Source organism: Planktotalea sp. (assembly GCF_018607995.1).
GTDB lineage: Bacteria > Pseudomonadota > Alphaproteobacteria > Rhodobacterales > Rhodobacteraceae > Planktotalea.
This window is the reverse complement of the sequence record NZ_JABBAL010000023.1, coordinates 281,816-298,726: the sequence shown is the minus strand read 5'-3', so window position 1 is coordinate 298,726 and position 16,911 is coordinate 281,816. Positions and strand designations below refer to the sequence as shown.

The following is a 16,911-nucleotide window of genomic DNA, read 5'->3' as shown; positions in this document are numbered from 1 at the left end:
TCCCCTTGGACAAGCCAGACCGCGAGGTGCGCGCGCAGTTTTCTCAGCCTATTCGACAGATCCTGTCGATGCTGATTGTTATAGGTCTTGTCGGGGCTGGTGCATTTGTCGCGCTGCCGCGCGTGCTGCCTGTATTTTTAGCCAATCCATGGTTGAACGGATTCATCCTGTTTGTGTTCTTCATCGGTGTCATGGCCTGTTTTTATCAGGTTGGACAATTGATCAATTCTGTCCGCTGGTTAGAAGCGTTTGCCTCAGAGAACCGCGAAGATCCGAGCATTAAAGCGCCGCAATTGTTGGCTCCTCTCGCGACTTTGTTGCGCTCGCGCGGGGCGCGAATGCAGATCTCTTCCAGCTCGACGCGCTCAATCTTGGATTCAGTCGCGACGCGGGTTGATGAAGCCCGCGAAATTACGCGATATCTTGTTAATTTGCTGATTTTCTTAGGACTTCTTGGAACGTTTTATGGCCTTGCGACCACCGTTCCTGCCATTGTTGATACTATCCGCAACCTGAGCGCAGCGGAAGGCGAGACGGGCGCAGACGTGTTCAAACGCCTGCAATCAGGGCTTGAGGCGCAAATGGGTGGCATGGGTGTTGCGTTTGGTTCGTCGCTTTTGGGACTGGCGGGATCGCTTGTTGTTGGCCTGTTGGAATTATTCGCTGGGCACGGTCAAAACCGTTTTTACCGTGAACTCGAAGAGTGGCTCTCAAGTATCACGCGCCTCGGATTTTCGACAGGCGACGGCGAAGGCAGCGTTGAAAATTCTGTGATGGGTGCGGTTGTCGATCACATGGCCGAGCAGATGGAAGCGCTGCAGTTCATGTTCACGCAAAGCGACGTGAGCCGCTCCATGGTGGACGACAAACTTGGTGCGTTAACCGATGCGATTTCAAGCATGACCGAACGAATGGAAGCCACGGGCACGGCCACAGATGCGCTCATTCGTGTTGCCGAAGGACAGGAGCAGTTGATCGCTAAACTTGATGGTGGCGTGCTTGGCGGTGGCGAGGGGATCGATGCGGAAAGCCGGATGCGATTGCGCTCGATGGATGTGCAACTGTTGAAAATCCTCGAAGAAATGTCAGCGGGTCGTGCTGAAACCATGGCAGAACTGCGCAGCGATATCGGCGCTTTGGGGCGTTTATTGACGCAACCGCGCAAAGCGCCAGCCGGGGCGGCGAAAGCACGTGCAACGCGCATGCGTGATGGCGGCTAATGGCACTCTCGCGGCGAACAGGTCAGAGGTTCCAAGGCTCTATCTGGCCCGGTTTTGTCGACGCGATGACCGGCCTTTTACTGGTTTTGATGTTCGTGCTCACCATGTTCATGGTGATGCAATTCGTGCTGCGCGAGACGATCACGGGCCAAGAAAGCGAGTTGGACGATCTTGGCCAAGAAATCGCAGCCCTCGCGCAAGCGCTTGGTTTGGAACGTGATCGCAGCGAGCGTTTGGAAAACGACCTTGGCACTTTGAACGCCACCCTTGATGACGCAACAACGCGGGCCGAAGCGCAATCCGCGTTGATCGCATCTTTGCAGCAAGAGCGCGCAGATCAAGATAGCGCGCTATCGGCGGCGCAGGCCCAAATAACCAGTTTTGAAGCGCAAGTCGCATCGCTTTTGTCGCAACGTAATGACGCTTTGGGCAGTGTTGCGGCTTTGGAGCAGGCGCAAGCAGAGTTGTTGAGCGAGAAAGAAGCGCTTGATCTTGCTCTCGCAACTGCGCGCTCTGAGATTGATGAACAGGTTGAAGCGGCGCGTTTGGCGGCTGCGCAACGCGAGGCTATGGATGCGTTGATTGCGGATTTACGTGCTCAGGGCGAAGACAAAGACGCGGTGATCGGCGCGCGCGCCTTAGAACTGGCAGAGTTGCAAGAGGCCTTGAGCGCAGAGGAAGAAGCACGTTTGCTTGAGGCGGAAGCCGCAAAGGCTCTGCGCGCGCGACTTGAAACTGCGGATGCCGAATTGATGGCGATGACCCTTACGCTTGAAGCGGAACGCAAAGCTGCGGAAGACACACTGACGCTATTGGCGGCTGCGCGCTCTGCGAGCGAAGACTTGACGGCGCAATTGGCGGCGGCTGTCAGTTCCGGTCAGGATACGGATGCGGCGAAGGCAGCGGTCGAGAAAGAGCTGACGCAAGTCCTCGCACAGCTTGCATTGGCGCGCTCTGATTTGGACGCTGCGCGCAAAAAACAGGAATTGACAGAGGCAATCAAACTCACCGCTGAGGAAGAAGCGGCGGAACGGATTGCCTCGCTCAGGGCTGCACAGGCCGTGGCGGAAGCGCTGCTGACTGAAACGAACGCGAAACTTGAGACTGTGACCGCCACGAGTACGCAGACCAATTCCGCCTTAACAAGTGCAGAAGGGCAATTGGCCGAAACGCGCGCGCAACTGAGCCAAACCACACACCAGCTGAGCAAGGCAGAGGCCGAACTGGCGGAGATCGTATCGGTGCAGGAAAAATCAGCAGAAATCATCGCGGCGCTGACCTCGGAACTGGCGCGCACACGTGATGATCTTGCGCTGGCAGAAGCGAATTTGATCGTAGCAATGGACGATAGTGAGATAGAGCAAACGTTGGCCGCCGCTTTAGCTGCGCGCACCGCTGTAGAGCTTGAGCGCGAAGAGGTTCAGCGCCAGTTGGCGGCAGCATTGGCGGCGAAACTTGAAGCGGAACAACAAGCTGAAACGCGTCTGGATGATGCAACGCAGCAGGCGGTTTTGCTGGCGGCGGCGCGCGATGAATTAGCGCAAGAACAAGAACGAACCTCGCAAGCGCAACTGCAAACAGAGGCGCTAAACCAACAAGTCGCAGCGCTCCGCGCGCAATTGGGCAGCCTGCAAGCCATTCTGGATGAAGCTAAAATTCAAGACGATGCGTCCCAAGTCCAGCTTCAAAACCTCGGGTCCGAGCTAAATGCAGCACTCGCGCGGGTCGCTGCAGAGGAACGCAAAAGGCGGGAGTTGGAAGAGGCCGAGCGCAAAAGGCTGGAGGTTGAAGCGCTGGCTTTGCAGGAACAAACCAAAGATTTGGAGCGCTATCGTTCAGAGTTCTTTGGTCGTTTGAGGGACGTTCTTGGCCGCCAAGATGGTGTTCGTATTGAGGGCGATCGTTTCGTTTTCTCATCCGAGGTTTTGTTCCCGCCTGGACGTGCTGCGTTATCGCCTGAAGGGCGCGGTGAAGTAGCTAAAGTTGCCTCGATTTTGGGTGCGGTCGCCGATGACATTCCCGACGGCATCGATTGGATCATTCGTGTGGACGGTCACACAGACAATGTCCCCCTGTCCGGTCTGGGTGAGTTTGCAGACAATTGGGAGCTTAGCCAAGCGCGGGCTTTGTCGGTCGTGAAATATATGGTGAATTTCCTAGGCATCCCGCCGACACGTTTAGCGGCGAACGGGTTTGGTCAGTTTCAACCTGTGAACCTTGAAGGTAGCGATGAAGCGCGCGCACAGAACCGTCGTATCGAGTTGAAATTTACCGAAAAATAGTGGCAGTTAGTACGCGAAGTGACATGCGCAAAGCGATTGGCGATGATTTTCCTTTGCGTGTGAGTATGATCTGTCCTCTATATTCTCCGAGCGGCCAACCTTCTTGAGGTGCGCGTTTACCAAAGGCACGGCGCGTACTTTTCTTCGGTTGTTTCAGCAAGATGCGATGGTGAAACGCCTCGCCAAGAGGACCTGTTGCGCTAAAGTCCAGAATATCGCCGTGCTGGCTAAAGCCGGCTTCGACATAAACGACGAGAGGTTGATCTGGCTTTGAATTTGTCAACCGTGCAGCACCTGAAACGGTGTCTTGAAACTTTGGCACTGCGTTAGAAAAGCCGGCTAAGCGCAGAATTGTGGCGTGATACTCTGGCGGGTTAAGCCAGAGCGTCGGGCCTGGTTCCGTCGCGCATTGATCGTTCGTTTCAGCTCGGAACGGGTCGAGTTGCGTGCCGTTTTTTTAATACCGAAATGTACATGGGGATGGGCCGTGCGGCCGGATAGCCCTACTTTTCCAATGGGTTGGCCGCGTTCCACGGTATCACCTATTGAGACGTTGATTGAGCCACGTTTCAAATGGCAATAGGTGGTCTGGTAACCGTCTGCATGCGCCAGAATAACGGCATTTCCGCACGCATTTTGGGAGGTCACACCTCTTTGCAAACGATCATCGGGCATGCTGTCGCGGAGCCGGAAAACGCGACCGGGCGCAGCGGCCAAAACGTCTACGCCCTGCTCGACAGAGGCAAAATCAATCAGCGCAAAATCGGTTCCTGTGTGACCATCACGTGTGTTCAGGCCGCATCTATGGTCTTGGGATGTCTTCTCAAAAGGATTGGTGTCCACGTAGTCTTCGATGAAGCAATCCGCGCCCAACGTGCAGTCAATCGGTTGCGAAAACCGCAACCCCGGGCCGCAAGTGGGGATGCGGCGCAGGCAATGAGTGCGAAGGTCCGAAGCATTACTCAGCAGTAAGCAGCGGTGGTTTTTTACCAGACAAGCGCGGTTTGTCAGGGCCTTCGGTCTTAAGCGAGATTTTCCCGTCTTTGACACCAACCTTGACGACGCCGCCTTTGGCGAGCTTACCAAACAGCAGTTCTTCTGCGAGCGGCTTTTTGATATGCTCTTGGATCACACGGCCCAACGGACGCGCACCCATCTTACTGTCGTAGCCTTTATCCGCTATCCACTCAGTTGCTGCTTTGGACAGTTCGAAGGTCACATTACGGTCCATCAGTTGCGCTTCAAGTTGGAGCACGAACTTTTCGACCACTTGCATGATAACCTTTTTCGGCAATGCACCGAAGCTGATGATCGCATCAAGACGGTTGCGGAACTCTGGCGTGAATGTGCGCTCGACCGCGGCGGTGTCTTCACCCTCGCGTGCGGAACGGCCAAAGCCCAAAGCTTCCTTCGCTTGCTCGGCGGCACCAGCATTCGATGTCATGATCAACACCACATTGCGGAAATCAACCGCGCGGCCATTGTGATCCGTGAGTTTACCGTGATCCATTACTTGCAACAGAATGTTGAACACATCGGGATGAGCTTTTTCGATCTCGTCCAGCAAAAGAACGCAGTGGGGATGTTGATCCACGCCATCTGTCAAAAGGCCACCTTGATCGAACCCGACATAGCCGGGAGGGGCACCGATGAGACGCGAAACTGCATGTTTTTCCATGTACTCGGACATATCAAAGCGTAACATCTCAACACCAAGCGTATCCGCAAGCTGCTTGGCCACTTCGGTTTTACCCACGCCAGTTGGACCAGCGAAGAGGTAGTTACCGATGGGCTTTTCAGGCTCACGAAGGCCCGCACGCGCGAGTTTGATTGCAGAGCTGAGTGCTTCGATCGCATTATCCTGACCGAAGACGACGCGCTTAAGGCTCGCCTCCAAGTCCTTAAGCACCTCTGCATCGCTCTTGGAAACGCTTTTCGGTGGGATGCGGGCGATCTTGGCGACGACGGCTTCGATCTCCTTAGCACCCAGCGTTTTGCGACGTTTGCTCTCCACAACCAAACGTTGTGCGGCACCTGCTTCGTCGATCACATCGATGGCTTTGTCAGGCAGCTTGCGGTCATTGATATAGCGCGCGGCCAGTTCAACGGCGGTCTTGATCGCATCGGCGGTGTATTTGACGGAGTGATGATCCTCAAAATAAGGTTTCAGGCCTTTGAGGATTTTGATTGAATCTTCGACAGAAGGTTCATTCACGTCGATCTTTTGGAACCGACGGCTGAGCGCGCGGTCTTTCTCAAAGTGCTGACGGAACTCCTTATACGTGGTCGACCCCATGGTACGCAGTTTACCGCCCTGAAGCGCGGGCTTCAAAAGGTTGGACGCATCCATTGCACCGCCAGACGTTGCACCAGCGCCGATCACCGTGTGAATCTCGTCAATAAACAAGACGCTGTCGGGGTGTTCTTCAATCTCGGACACAACCGCTTTGAGACGTTCCTCAAAATCACCGCGATAGCGTGTGCCCGCCAGCAATGCGCCCATGTCGAGCGAGAAGATCGTCGTTTGCGATAGGACTTCAGGTGTTTCGCCTTGCACAATCTTACGTGCGAGACCCTCAGCAATTGCCGTTTTGCCAACGCCCGGATCACCCACCAAAAGCGGGTTGTTCTTGCGACGACGGCATAGAACCTGAATGCAACGCTCCACTTCGCTGTCGCGACCGATCAGCGGATCAACATCGCCTTTTGCGGCCTTTACATTAAGGTCCACACAGTATTTCGAGAGAGCACTTTCTTTTTTCTCTTCGCCCTCCATCGCTGCGGCAGCACCGTCTTCATCCATCTCTCCAGATCCGGTCACAGGGCGAGAATCGCCAAACGCAGGGTCTTTGGCAACGCCGTGGGCGATGTAGTTCACCGCATCATAGCGCGTCATGTCTTGTTCTTGCAGGAAATAGGCGGCGTTGCTTTCGCGTTCCGCAAACATCGCTACCAAAACATTTGCACCTGTCACTTCAGAGCGGCCAGAGCTTTGCACATGGATTGCGGCGCGTTGGATTACGCGCTGGAAGGCTGCTGTTGGAACTGCCTCTGACCCTTCGATGTCAGTGATCAGATTGCTGAGATCATCGTCGATGAAACCTACTAATGTTTGGCGCAGCTCTTCTGTGTCGACGGAGCAGGCTTTCATCACGCGCTTTGCATCGGGTTCATCGACAAGCGCGAGCAACAGATGCTCTAGTGTCGCGAATTCATGGCGGCGCGCATTTGCAAGCGCCAGCGCAGCATGGATTGCCTGCTCAAGGGTTGTCGAAAATGATGGCACGGGCGTGCTCCTTTTCTTGGACCCTGCTCGGGGATGCCGAAGCTCTGGGCCATCTGTCTTGAAGTTTGGTCGATATCTGACCAGCTTCAAGCGAATTCTGACTTTTCTCGATCAACTTTGATGTGACTGGCACGTATTAAGGATGATTGAGACGAATAGTCTTGATTTAGGGCCGGCTTAAAATTTGTCACGGCGTTTTCGAATTTCGGTGAAGACATCCACCGGTGCGGCGTTTGGCATACCTAGATGCACTGCGATTTCGGGAACGTGGGCGCGCAGGAATGGATTTGTCGCGCGTTCACGTTTGAGGGATGAGGGCACAGTCGGCGATCCTGCCGCACGCGCCAATTTCGTGGCTTCACGTCTAGAGATAAGCGCCGCGTTCTCGGGTTCAATAGTCAGGGCAAATCTAGCATTGGTCGATGTGTACTCGTGACCAGAATAAAGAATGGTGTCGTCCGGCAGCGCATTAAGCTTTGCTAGGCTCTCAAACATCTGAGCGGGCGTGCCCTCAAACAAGCGGCCACAACCGAGGGTCATCAAGCTATCAGCGGTAAACACGGCATCAAGATCGGGCATGTGAAATGCGATATGGCCAAGCGTGTGACCGGAAACGTCGATGATATGAGTCTGCGTGCCTAGGACATCGATGATGTCACCTTCGTTCACAGCCTTTGACAACTTTGGTAGGCGATGTTCATCGGCTGTTGCGCCGATAACACTCAAGCGTTCGCGCCCTGTGAGACCATCAAGCCCCTCCACATGATCCCAATGATGATGGGTCAGTAGCACAGTGCTCAATTCCCAGCCCTTGGTTTTAAGCATATCATTGATTGGCGCAGCCTCTGGGACATCGACAATTGCCGCTTCGCCTGTGTCTAGATTTCCGATCAGAAATGCATAGTTGTCCTCAAGGCAGGGGATCGTCACGATTTCATAAGGCATGGCAAATTGGCTCCGGCTCACTATGATGCAAGTTAAGCTTGGCTGATCGAGAGAGGGGCTGCAATGCATCTTGATGTGCAGGACCTACGAAATTTCTATTATCGCTCCGCTTTGGGGCGTGCGGCGCAACGCGCTGTGCGCGATCGCGTGGTCAAACTTTGGCCGGAAGCGAAAGGGCAAACCGTTGCGGGCTTTGGCTTTGCTGTGCCTTTGTTGCGACCCTACCTCAAGGATGCGCGCCGTGTACTGGCCTTGATGCCTGGACCTCAGGGGGTGATCCAGTGGCCTGCGGGTCTGCCTAATGTGTCTGTGCTGTGTGAAGAAATGCTGTGGCCGATTGAAACGGGACGTGTGGATCGTCTGATTGTGATGCACGGGTTGGAGACCTCGGAGAATCCGACTGCTGTTTTAAATGAATGTTGGCGCGTTTTAGGGCCTGGGGGGCATGCGTTGTTTATCGTGCCTAACCGTGCGGGATTGTGGTCGAGAAGTGATGCGACGCCATTTGGTTTCGGGCGGCCTTACACGATCACCCAACTTGAAGCGCAACTGAAACGTCACGGATTTCTGCCTGAGCGCCACGCGGCAGCGCTTTATCAACCACCAAGCGCTAAGCGCGCGTGGATGAAGTCCGGTAGGGTGTTGGAACGGATGGGTGGCAAAATCCCAGCAATATTCCCATCGGGCGTATTGATGGTTGAGGCATCCAAGCGTGTGCATGCGCCACTTGGATTAGGGACGCGGCTACGTGTGCCAAGTCCGATGGACGTGTTGAGCCCTAAGCCCGCGCCAGAAACGGCGGTAGGATTGCGCAGCGAGCGTTGATGAGCGTTAAGCTCTCTGAAGGAATCATGTAAAGTCACGGGATCCTTCAATTTTTGTCAGTGATTTGCCTGCGCATCTCGTCGCACTTGCGTCGAAGCCCTAAAAACAAGGGATTATGCGTTCACGCAATTATATCAAGATATGTTGCGATGCGGCAAACCCTCTGCTACATCGGCCCAGAATTTCACGCACCAACGGGAGTTGGAGCTCCATCGCTCTCGACCTGATCCTTCAATTTCAGGAAAAAGAGCCAGAATATCGAAAGGGTGGACGTGTCCGAAACAGCTTCGATTTCTTCAGGTATCGCTGCGCGCTATGCTTCGGCAGTTTTCGATCTTGCCAAAGACGGCAGGGCCATCGCAAAACTCGAAACTAATGTAGACGATTTAGCAGCGGCGCTCGATGCCAGCGCTGAGATGCGCGATCTGATTTCTTCGCCGGTGTATTCCCGCGATGTTCAGGGCGAGGCGATCAATGCGATCTCCAAAAAAATGAAGTTGCAGCCAATCATGGCAAACACGCTGAGCCTTATGGCCTCCAAGCGTCGTTTGTTCGTTTTGCCGCAACTTGTGTCCCAACTGCGTGATCTGATCGCACAGGACAAAGGCGAAGTGACGGCGGAAGTTACCTCCGCAACTGCAATGACCAAGGCGCAGTCAGATAAACTGGCGAAAACGCTGAAGGCCAATGTAGGCAAAGACGTTATTATCAAAGCGACCGTTGATGAATCCCTCATCGGCGGTCTTGTCGTTAAAGTTGGCTCGAAGATGATCGACACGTCGATCCGCTCCAAGCTCAATTCCCTCCAGAATGCAATGAAAGAGGTCGGATAAATGGGTATCCAAGCTGCAGAAATTTCTGCGATCCTTAAGGACCAGATTAAGAACTTCGGCAAAGACGCTGAAGTGGCCGAGGTTGGCCGCGTATTGTCCGTCGGTGACGGTATTGCGCGTGTTCACGGTCTGGACAATGTTCAGGCCGGTGAAATGGTCGAATTCCCTGGCGGTATTCAGGGCATGGCCTTGAACCTCGAAGCGGACAACGTTGGTGTTGTTATCTTCGGTTCTGACCGTGACATTAAAGAGGGTGACACTGTCAAGCGCACCAACTCTATCGTTGACGTTCCAGTCGGTGACGAGCTGCTTGGTCGCGTTGTTGATGGTCTTGGTAACCCGCTTGACGGCAAAGGCCCGATCAAAACAACCAAGCGTGTTGTTGCGGAAGTCAAAGCGCCGGGCATTATCCCACGTAAATCCGTTCACGAGCCGATGGCAACTGGCCTGAAGTCCGTTGACGCGATGATCCCAATTGGTCGTGGCCAGCGAGAGCTGATCATTGGTGACCGTCAGACAGGCAAAACTGCCGTTGCTCTGGACGCGATCCTGAACCAAAAATCCTACAACGAAGCTGCTGGCGACAACGAGAACAAGAAATTGTACTGCGTCTACGTTGCGATCGGCCAAAAGCGTTCCACAGTGGCGCAGTTGGTTAAGAAGCTCGAAGAGAGCGGCGCGATGGAATATTCCATCGTTGTTGCAGCAACCGCGTCCGAGCCTGCACCTTTGCAGTTCCTCGCACCTTATGCTGCGACATCCATGGCGGAGCACTTCCGCGACAATGGTCGTCACGCTTTGATCATCTATGATGACCTTTCCAAGCAAGCGGTTGCGTATCGTCAAATGTCCTTGCTTCTTCGCCGCCCACCAGGCCGTGAAGCGTATCCAGGCGACGTTTTCTATCTTCACTCCCGTTTGCTTGAGCGTTCCGCGAAGCTGAACGAAGACAACGGTTCGGGTTCTTTGACGGCTCTGCCGATCATTGAAACACAGGGCGGTGACGTTTCTGCGTTTATTCCGACAAACGTGATTTCGATTACAGACGGTCAGATCTTCTTGGAAACAGAATTGTTCTTCCAAGGTATCCGCCCAGCTGTGAACACAGGTCTGTCTGTTTCTCGTGTTGGCTCTTCCGCGCAGACAAAGGCGATGTCCTCTGTTGCTGGTCCGGTTAAGCTTTCCCTTGCTCAGTATCGCGAAATGGCGGCGTTTGCTCAGTTCGGTTCTGATCTCGACGCGGCGACGCAGCAGTTGCTGAACCGTGGTGCGCGTTTGACCGAGTTGATGAAGCAGCCACAGTATTCACCACTTACAAACGCTGAAATCGTTTGCGTGATTTATGCTGGTACGAACGGCTTCCTCGACAAGATCGAAGTGTCTGACGTTGGTCGTTATGAGGCGGGCATGCTCGCACATATGCGTTCCAAGCACGCAGCGATTTTGGACGAAATCACCAACAAAGATCAGAAGATCAAAGGTGAGATTGCCGACAAACTTAGCGCAGCACTTACCGAATTCGCTTCTGATTTTGCGTAAGGGGATCAATTAGATGGCAAATCTTAAAGATCTCAAAAATCGGATCGAGAGTGTGAAAAACACACGCAAGATCACGAAAGCCATGCAAATGGTTGCCGCGGCGAAACTTCGCCGCGCGCAGGAAGCTGCCGAGCAGTCACGCCCATACACAGAGCGTTTTAATGCTGTGATGGCAGGGCTGGCAGCCTCTGTTGGTGGATCTGACTCTGCGCCTAAACTGCTTAGCGGGAGCGGCAAAGATGATGTGCATCTGTTGGTCATCATGACGTCCGAGCGTGGCCTTTGCGGTGGTTTTAATACCAACATCGCCAAGAAAGCCCGTGCGCACGCAGATAGCCTTCTCGCGAACGGTAAGACGGTCAAGATTTTGACTGTCGGCAAGAAAGGCCGCGAGAGCCTCAAGCGTGACTTTGGTCAGTACTATGTAGGCCACGTCGATCTGTCTGACGTAAAACGCCTTGGTTATTCAAACGCACAAGACATCGCATCCGATGTTCTGACGCGTTTCGATGCCGAAGAGTTTGATGTTGCGACGCTCTTCTACGCGAAGTTCCAGAACGTCGTCACTCAAATCCCGACAGCGCAGCAGATTATTCCTGCCGCGTTCGAAGCGGAAGAGGGTGCCGAAGCAGCAACGCTTTATGACTATGAACCAAGCGAAGAGGCCATCTTGGCTGACTTGCTGCCGCGCGGTGTCGCCACAGCGATTTTCTCAGCTCTGCTGGAAAACGCGGCGTCCGAGCAAGGTTCACGTATGTCTGCGATGGACAACGCAACACGCAACGCGGGTGACATGATCGACAAGCTGACGATCCAGTACAACCGTTCCCGTCAGGCCGTCATCACCAACGAGCTGATTGAAATCATTTCGGGCGCGGAAGCGCTCTAAAATATCGGAGTTTACGACATGGCAAATGCAGTCGGAAAAATTACTCAGGTCATCGGCGCCGTCGTTGACGTGCAGTTCGAAGACAATCTACCAGAGATTTTAAACGCTCTGGAAACACAAAACCAAGGCAAAACACTTGTTCTCGAGGTTGCTCAGCACCTCGGCGAGAACACAGTGCGCACCATTGCGATGGACGGCTCTGAAGGTCTGGTTCGTGGTCAAGAAGTGACCAACACTGGCAACCAGATTTCTGTTCCCGTTGGTACGGCTACACTTGGCCGTATCATGAACGTCACAGGCGACCCGGTTGACGAGCAGGGCCCAGTCGACGCCGAAGCACGCCGCCCAATTCACGGCGATGCGCCAACGTTTGAGCAGCAGTCCACAGCAACAGAAATCCTCGTCACAGGCATCAAGGTTATCGACCTTCTCGCGCCTTACACGAAGGGCGGTAAAATTGGTCTCTTCGGTGGTGCGGGTGTTGGTAAAACAGTTCTCATCATGGAACTCATCAACAACATTGCGAAGGTGCACTCCGGTGTTTCCGTGTTCGCGGGTGTTGGCGAGCGTACACGTGAAGGCAACGACCTTTACCACGAGATGATCGAATCCGGCGTTATCGTTCCTGATAACTTGCCTGACTCCAAGATTGCTCTGGTTTACGGTCAGATGAACGAGCCTCCCGGTGCGCGTATGCGTGTTGCTTTGACTGGTTTGACACTGGCCGAGCAGTTCCGCGATGACACAGGTACAGACGTTCTGTTCTTCGTTGATAACATCTTCCGCTTTACACAAGCCGGTTCGGAGGTTTCCGCCCTTCTTGGTCGTATTCCTTCCGCTGTTGGCTATCAGCCAACATTGGCGACCGACATGGGCGCGATGCAGGAACGTATTTCTTCCACTAAGAACGGTTCCATTACATCGGTTCAAGCGGTTTACGTCCCAGCGGACGACCTTACTGACCCGGCTCCAGCGACATCCTTTGCGCACCTCGATGCGACAACGGTTCTGGATCGTTCGATCTCTGAGAAAGGCATCTATCCGGCTGTTGACCCACTTGGTTCCACATCCCGTTTGCTTGATCCACTGATCATCGGTGACGAGCACTACAAGGTTGCGACAGACGTTCAGCAGGTTCTTCAGCGCTACAAATCGCTTCAGGACATCATTGCCATTCTCGGCATGGACGAACTGTCTGAAGAGGACAAACTGGCTGTTGCGCGTGCGCGAAAGCTTGAGCGTTTCTTGTCCCAGCCGTTCGACGTTGCGAAGGTCTTTACAGGTTCTGACGGTGTTCAGGTCCCAATGGAAGACACAATCGCGTCGTTCAAAGCGGTTGTCGCAGGCGAGTACGATCACCTTCCAGAGGGCGCCTTCTACATGGTTGGCGGCATCGACGAAGTGATCGCCAAAGCCGAGAAAATGGCCGCAGACGCAGCTTAATCGTTGATTTGGTCGTTGCTGGGCTCGCTCAGCACCACCTACAAAGGAGACGAACATGGCGGATACATTGCAATTCGATCTGGTTTCCCCAGAGCGCAGCCTCGCATCCATGCAGGTGAGCGAAGTGCAAATTCCAGGCTCTGACGGTGACATGACAGCTATGGCTGATCACGCACCAACGATCACAACACTACGCCCCGGTGTTTTGAAAGTGAGCGGCCCAGCGGGTGACGCAGAGTATGTGGTAACCGGCGGTTTCGCAGAGATCGGTGATGGCGGTATTTCCGTTCTGGCCGAGCGTGCGATTGCGAAAGTAGACATGGATCAAGCGACGCTTAAAGGCATGCTGGACGCAGCGACAGATGCGTTTGCGAAAGCGCAAGATGCAAAGAGTGAAGGCGTAGATGATGCAGCCAAAGCTCTAGCAGATGTTGTTGCAATTGGTGACGCGCTTGGTATCAGCGTTAACTAAATAATCGCTGATTTTAGAATTTGGGCCCTTCCGTCATTTCGGGAGGGCTTTCTTATTGCCTAAGCGTTCGAGGCTTGCCAAATTACTGGCATCATTCGATGTTACCAATTATTAGAATAAATCCGTTCATTTACGTGAAAGCCACACGAAACGCATTCGTAGTCATCTCTTTGGAATAGACCAAGGCGAACACATCATGTTCTCTGATTACGAGAATGATGGTAAGATGTGGTCGGGTAGCGACACGCGACAGCGCAAGAAAACCATAGTGTTTTCAGAACCATTCGAAGCGGCATCTTCTGTGCATGTGCTGATGTCGCTGATGGATTTGGACAAAGACACTAATATGCGATCGGACGTGTTGGCCAAGAATATCTCTACCACTGGCTTCGAACTGATTTTTCGCACACGGGGCGATACTCGCGTTGCGCGCGTGCGTTTGTCATGGATCGCGATGGGTGGATTGCGCGATGACGAAGAATGGGATGTTGAGTAACGCGTGCGCCCTTAGTCTAACTTGAGATTTTCGATGCTGGTCAATTCAGGTTCTCCATCACGCGCGCCACTGCCTGCGGCGATCCTCAGACGGTTATCATAGACACAGCAATTAGTGCCATGACACGCGGGATTGTGCGACGGGCCTACTGACCATTTGCCAAAAATGGCATCAAAGATCTGCATCCCTACGAACGCCTCGCTTCGCCGCCGACATAGTGAATTTTTGTCGAAAACCCTCGTACCACGCAGCAGCAGTCGGGATTGGCAGGGGTTCTTTGTGGACCATCCAGTGCCCTGTCTTAAAGTCATAGACATCAACATCTGCGAGCGCTGCAAAGAACAGTGCTTTGTAATCCGTCCATTATGTCGACCGGTTTCACGCCTGCCAAAGAAGTAAAGCTTGTCAGCAACAATCGCAGACGGCGCATGGTCGTGTTTGTTTGGCGCATCTGGTAGGATCTACCATTCTCTTGTTTCTGGGTTCAAGCGATCAAACCAAGCCTGTGTGCCCTAGTGATGCCCGTCCACGACACCAACGGAAAAGTAAATCCAGCCATCACTATGCATCACACAGCCAGACGCACCATGACGCGCGCCTTTGGGATGCTTGGCACCTCTGACCATGTGTCCGTTGCTGGTTTGCAGATGTAGACATAGTCTAACGGCGTCTCACGCGGTAACACGCCTGTCATGGTACCGAGCAACCAAAGCTCGTCCCTGGCGCGCACGGGCTGGAAGTGATGGATCTCCATTGGGAGAGGGTAGGCATGACTCCACGTGTTCGTCGCAGGATCAAAGATGTCTACGGCCTAGATGCGTAGCCCGCCGAATAAATAGAATTTGCGATCAAACTCCGCAAAACCGTTTTCGTGGCGGCAATGAGGGCTACCGGTGCAGCTATGTATTTCCCAAGTTTGCATCGCACAGCCCTTTGAGCGTTCTAAACTGAATAGAGCCCTTCGTAGATTGGGCCAAGCGTGTCCACGTCGAACAAGGATGATACGGACGTGCCGTTCCAGATATTCAGCGTCGCTTGGGCAAACATTGGCGCCGTCGGAACGATCCGAATATTTGGTGCGCCAAGCACAGGCTCGGTCGCTTCAATCGTGTCGGTGATCACCAAGGACTTCATCACGGAGTTTGTGACACGTTCGACCGCAGGACCGCTTAGGACGCCGTGCGTGATATAGGAATGCACTTCCTTCGCACCATTCTCTAGCAACACTTCCGCTGCTTTGCACAACGTGCCAGCAGTGTCGCAAATGTCGTCGACGATGATGCAAGTTTTGCCTTCCACATTACCGATGATTGTCATCTCAGCGATTTCGCCGGGCTTTTCACGGCGCTTGTCGACAATAGACAAAGGCGCGTTGATCCGCTTGGCCAATTCACGTGCGCGTGCCACGCCGCCCACATCGGGTGACACGATCATCACGTCATCCATCTGATCCTTGAAATGCGTCATGATATCGAGTGCGAAGATCGGAGAGGCGTAGAGGTTATCGACGGGAATATCGAAGAAGCCTTGAATTTGAGCCGCATGCAGATCCATTGTGAGGATACGCTCGACACCCGCCTCGACTAGCATATTGGCCACTAGCTTTGCAGTGATGGGTGTGCGCGCTTTCGTGCGGCGATCCTGACGGGCGTAGCCGAAGTATGGAATTACGGCCGTGATTCGCTGAGCAGATGAGCGACGCAGCGCGTCCGACATGATCAGCAATTCCATCAGATTGTCGTTGGCAGGGTTGGAGGTCGGTTGAATGATGAAGACATCCTCTCCGCGCACGTTGTCATACATTTCAACGAAGATTTCACCGTCGTTAAAGCGTTCAACACGCGCATCGACAAGGTCGACACTCATCCCGCGGTGCATCGACATGCGGCGGGCGATCGCGGTTGCGAGCGGCTTGTTTGCATTACCAGAAATGAGCTTGGGATCGGTGAGATTGGGCATTAATTTGGTCCTTGGCAGCCAGCTCGCGGTTAGGGTCAGCAGAGGAGAATCGCGAGGTTGAATACGACTTAACACGAGGATACCGTTCGGCAAAGCAGTCAGCCCTTGGAGAGACCTCAGATGCCACATATCGACTACTATTTTTCGACGCTTTCGCCCTATGCCTATCTTGCTGGCACCCGTCTTGAAGAGATTGCTGCGAAACATGGCAAGAGCGTGAATTATAAACCGCTCGACCTGCCGGCGCTTTTCATGCGCACGGGTGGGCAATTGCCGAAAGATCGTCATCCGAACAAGATAAGCTACCGTGCGCAGGAATTGCCACGCCAAGCAAAGAAGGCGATGTTGCCTTTGAACATGGAGCCTGCTCATTGGCCGATGAACGCCGCACCGTCGTGCTATGCGATTATTGCTGCCAGCAAAGAGGGCGGCGGTGATATGGGCAAGTTGATGCAGGCCTTTGGACGTTCAATCTGGGTGGATGACAAAGATGTGTCGCAAGACGAGGTTGTGCGCGCGTGTTTGGTTGAAGCGGGATTTGATGCGTCAATCGCTGATAAGGACATGCTAAGTTCTGCGGAAACCTACGCCGCGAACTTGGAAGATGCGATGAACGCGGGCGCTTTCGGCGCGCCATTTTATGTCACCGACGATGATCAACGGTTCTGGGGGCAGGATCGTTTGGACGATCTGGACGCCTACCTGTCTGGCGATCTCTAAAC

Annotated in this window: 14 protein-coding genes; 10 read left to right on the top strand and 4 right to left on the bottom strand. The window is 53.8% G+C overall.

What is annotated here, in order from left to right:
* Positions 1-5: 5 nt before the first annotated feature.
* Together QZ280_RS09950 and QZ280_RS09945 are read left to right on the top strand one after the other, a co-directional pair.
* Entirely contained in the window at positions 6-1,220 is a 1,215-nt protein-coding gene (locus QZ280_RS09950; RefSeq protein WP_293443407.1) for a biopolymer transporter ExbB, read from the top strand.
* Positions 1,220-3,502 carry a peptidoglycan -binding protein gene (locus QZ280_RS09945; RefSeq protein ID WP_293443404.1) on the top strand — a complete coding sequence of 761 codons (2,283 nt, stop codon included), beginning with the start codon at positions 1,220-1,222 and terminating at the stop codon, positions 3,500-3,502. Before QZ280_RS09950 ends, QZ280_RS09945 begins: the two co-directional genes overlap by 1 nt.
* Positions 3,503-3,841: 339 nt before the next feature.
* Here QZ280_RS09945 and QZ280_RS09940 read toward each other — a convergent pair whose 3' ends face one another.
* The 3 genes from QZ280_RS09940 to gloB form a co-directional block, all read right to left on the bottom strand.
* Complete coding sequence (locus QZ280_RS09940) at positions 3,842-4,405, bottom strand: M23 family metallopeptidase (protein ID WP_293443401.1); 564 nt, start codon at positions 4,403-4,405, stop codon at positions 3,842-3,844.
* Between the two features lie 55 nt (positions 4,406-4,460).
* A complete protein-coding gene (clpA, locus tag QZ280_RS09935) occupies positions 4,461-6,788 on the bottom strand; it encodes an ATP-dependent Clp protease ATP-binding subunit ClpA (protein ID WP_293443398.1) in 2,328 nt (775 codons plus the stop codon).
* Positions 6,789-6,965: 177 nt separating this feature from the next.
* Positions 6,966-7,733 (bottom strand): hydroxyacylglutathione hydrolase, encoded by a 768-nt coding sequence (gene gloB / locus QZ280_RS09930; RefSeq protein ID WP_293443394.1) that lies wholly within the window; start codon positions 7,731-7,733, stop codon positions 6,966-6,968.
* A gap of 63 nt (positions 7,734-7,796) precedes the next feature.
* Here gloB and QZ280_RS09925 point away from each other — a divergent pair, with 63 nt between their 5' ends.
* The 7 genes from QZ280_RS09925 (at position 7,797) to QZ280_RS09895 (ending at position 14,230) form a co-directional block, all read left to right on the top strand.
* Positions 7,797-8,558 carry a methyltransferase domain-containing protein gene (locus QZ280_RS09925; protein WP_293443391.1) on the top strand — a complete coding sequence of 254 codons (762 nt, stop codon included), beginning with the start codon at positions 7,797-7,799 and terminating at the stop codon, positions 8,556-8,558.
* Positions 8,559-8,824: 266 nt separating this feature from the next.
* Positions 8,825-9,391 carry a F0F1 ATP synthase subunit delta gene (locus QZ280_RS09920; protein ID WP_293443388.1) on the top strand — a complete coding sequence of 189 codons (567 nt, stop codon included), beginning with the start codon at positions 8,825-8,827 and terminating at the stop codon, positions 9,389-9,391.
* Positions 9,392-10,930: a F0F1 ATP synthase subunit alpha gene (atpA, locus tag QZ280_RS09915; protein ID WP_293443385.1), complete on the top strand. Its 1,539-nt coding sequence runs from the start codon at positions 9,392-9,394 to the stop codon at positions 10,928-10,930.
* 13 nt (positions 10,931-10,943) lie between these two features.
* Positions 10,944-11,819, top strand: coding sequence for a F0F1 ATP synthase subunit gamma (locus QZ280_RS09910; RefSeq protein ID WP_293443382.1), 876 nt, complete (start codon positions 10,944-10,946; stop codon positions 11,817-11,819).
* 18 nt (positions 11,820-11,837) lie between these two features.
* On the top strand, positions 11,838-13,262 hold the full coding sequence (gene atpD / locus QZ280_RS09905) for a F0F1 ATP synthase subunit beta (protein WP_293443379.1): 1,425 nt from the start codon (positions 11,838-11,840) through the stop codon (positions 13,260-13,262).
* A gap of 55 nt (positions 13,263-13,317) precedes the next feature.
* Positions 13,318-13,734, top strand: coding sequence for a F0F1 ATP synthase subunit epsilon (locus QZ280_RS09900; RefSeq protein WP_293443376.1), 417 nt, complete (start codon positions 13,318-13,320; stop codon positions 13,732-13,734).
* Between the two features lie 196 nt (positions 13,735-13,930).
* Positions 13,931-14,230 carry an H-type lectin domain-containing protein gene (locus tag QZ280_RS09895; protein ID WP_293443373.1) on the top strand — a complete coding sequence of 100 codons (300 nt, stop codon included), beginning with the start codon at positions 13,931-13,933 and terminating at the stop codon, positions 14,228-14,230.
* Positions 14,231-15,172: 942 nt separating this feature from the next.
* Here QZ280_RS09895 and QZ280_RS09890 read toward each other — a convergent pair.
* A complete protein-coding gene (locus QZ280_RS09890; RefSeq protein ID WP_293443370.1) occupies positions 15,173-16,189 on the bottom strand; it encodes a ribose-phosphate pyrophosphokinase in 1,017 nt (338 codons plus the stop codon).
* 120 nt (positions 16,190-16,309) lie between these two features.
* Between QZ280_RS09890 and QZ280_RS09885 the strand changes: the two genes are divergently transcribed.
* Positions 16,310-16,909, top strand: coding sequence for a 2-hydroxychromene-2-carboxylate isomerase (locus QZ280_RS09885; protein WP_293443367.1), 600 nt, complete (start codon positions 16,310-16,312; stop codon positions 16,907-16,909).
* Positions 16,910-16,911 lie beyond the last annotated feature (2 nt).

Coding starts and splice junctions, on each gene's coding strand:
- atpA (WP_293443385.1), top strand. CDS start 9,392: ATGGGTATCCAAGCTGCAGAAATTTCTGCGATCCTTAAGGACCAGATT.
- QZ280_RS09945 (WP_293443404.1), top strand. CDS start 1,220: ATGGCACTCTCGCGGCGAACAGGTCAGAGGTTCCAAGGCTCTATCTGG.
- QZ280_RS09885 (WP_293443367.1), top strand. CDS start 16,310: ATGCCACATATCGACTACTATTTTTCGACGCTTTCGCCCTATGCCTAT.
- QZ280_RS09890 (WP_293443370.1), bottom strand. CDS start 16,189: ATGCCCAATCTCACCGATCCCAAGCTCATTTCTGGTAATGCAAACAAG.
- atpD (WP_293443379.1), top strand. CDS start 11,838: ATGGCAAATGCAGTCGGAAAAATTACTCAGGTCATCGGCGCCGTCGTT.
- QZ280_RS09910 (WP_293443382.1), top strand. CDS start 10,944: ATGGCAAATCTTAAAGATCTCAAAAATCGGATCGAGAGTGTGAAAAAC.
- QZ280_RS09900 (WP_293443376.1), top strand. CDS start 13,318: ATGGCGGATACATTGCAATTCGATCTGGTTTCCCCAGAGCGCAGCCTC.
- QZ280_RS09895 (WP_293443373.1), top strand. CDS start 13,931: ATGTTCTCTGATTACGAGAATGATGGTAAGATGTGGTCGGGTAGCGAC.
- QZ280_RS09925 (WP_293443391.1), top strand. CDS start 7,797: ATGCATCTTGATGTGCAGGACCTACGAAATTTCTATTATCGCTCCGCT.
- gloB (WP_293443394.1), bottom strand. CDS start 7,733: ATGCCTTATGAAATCGTGACGATCCCCTGCCTTGAGGACAACTATGCA.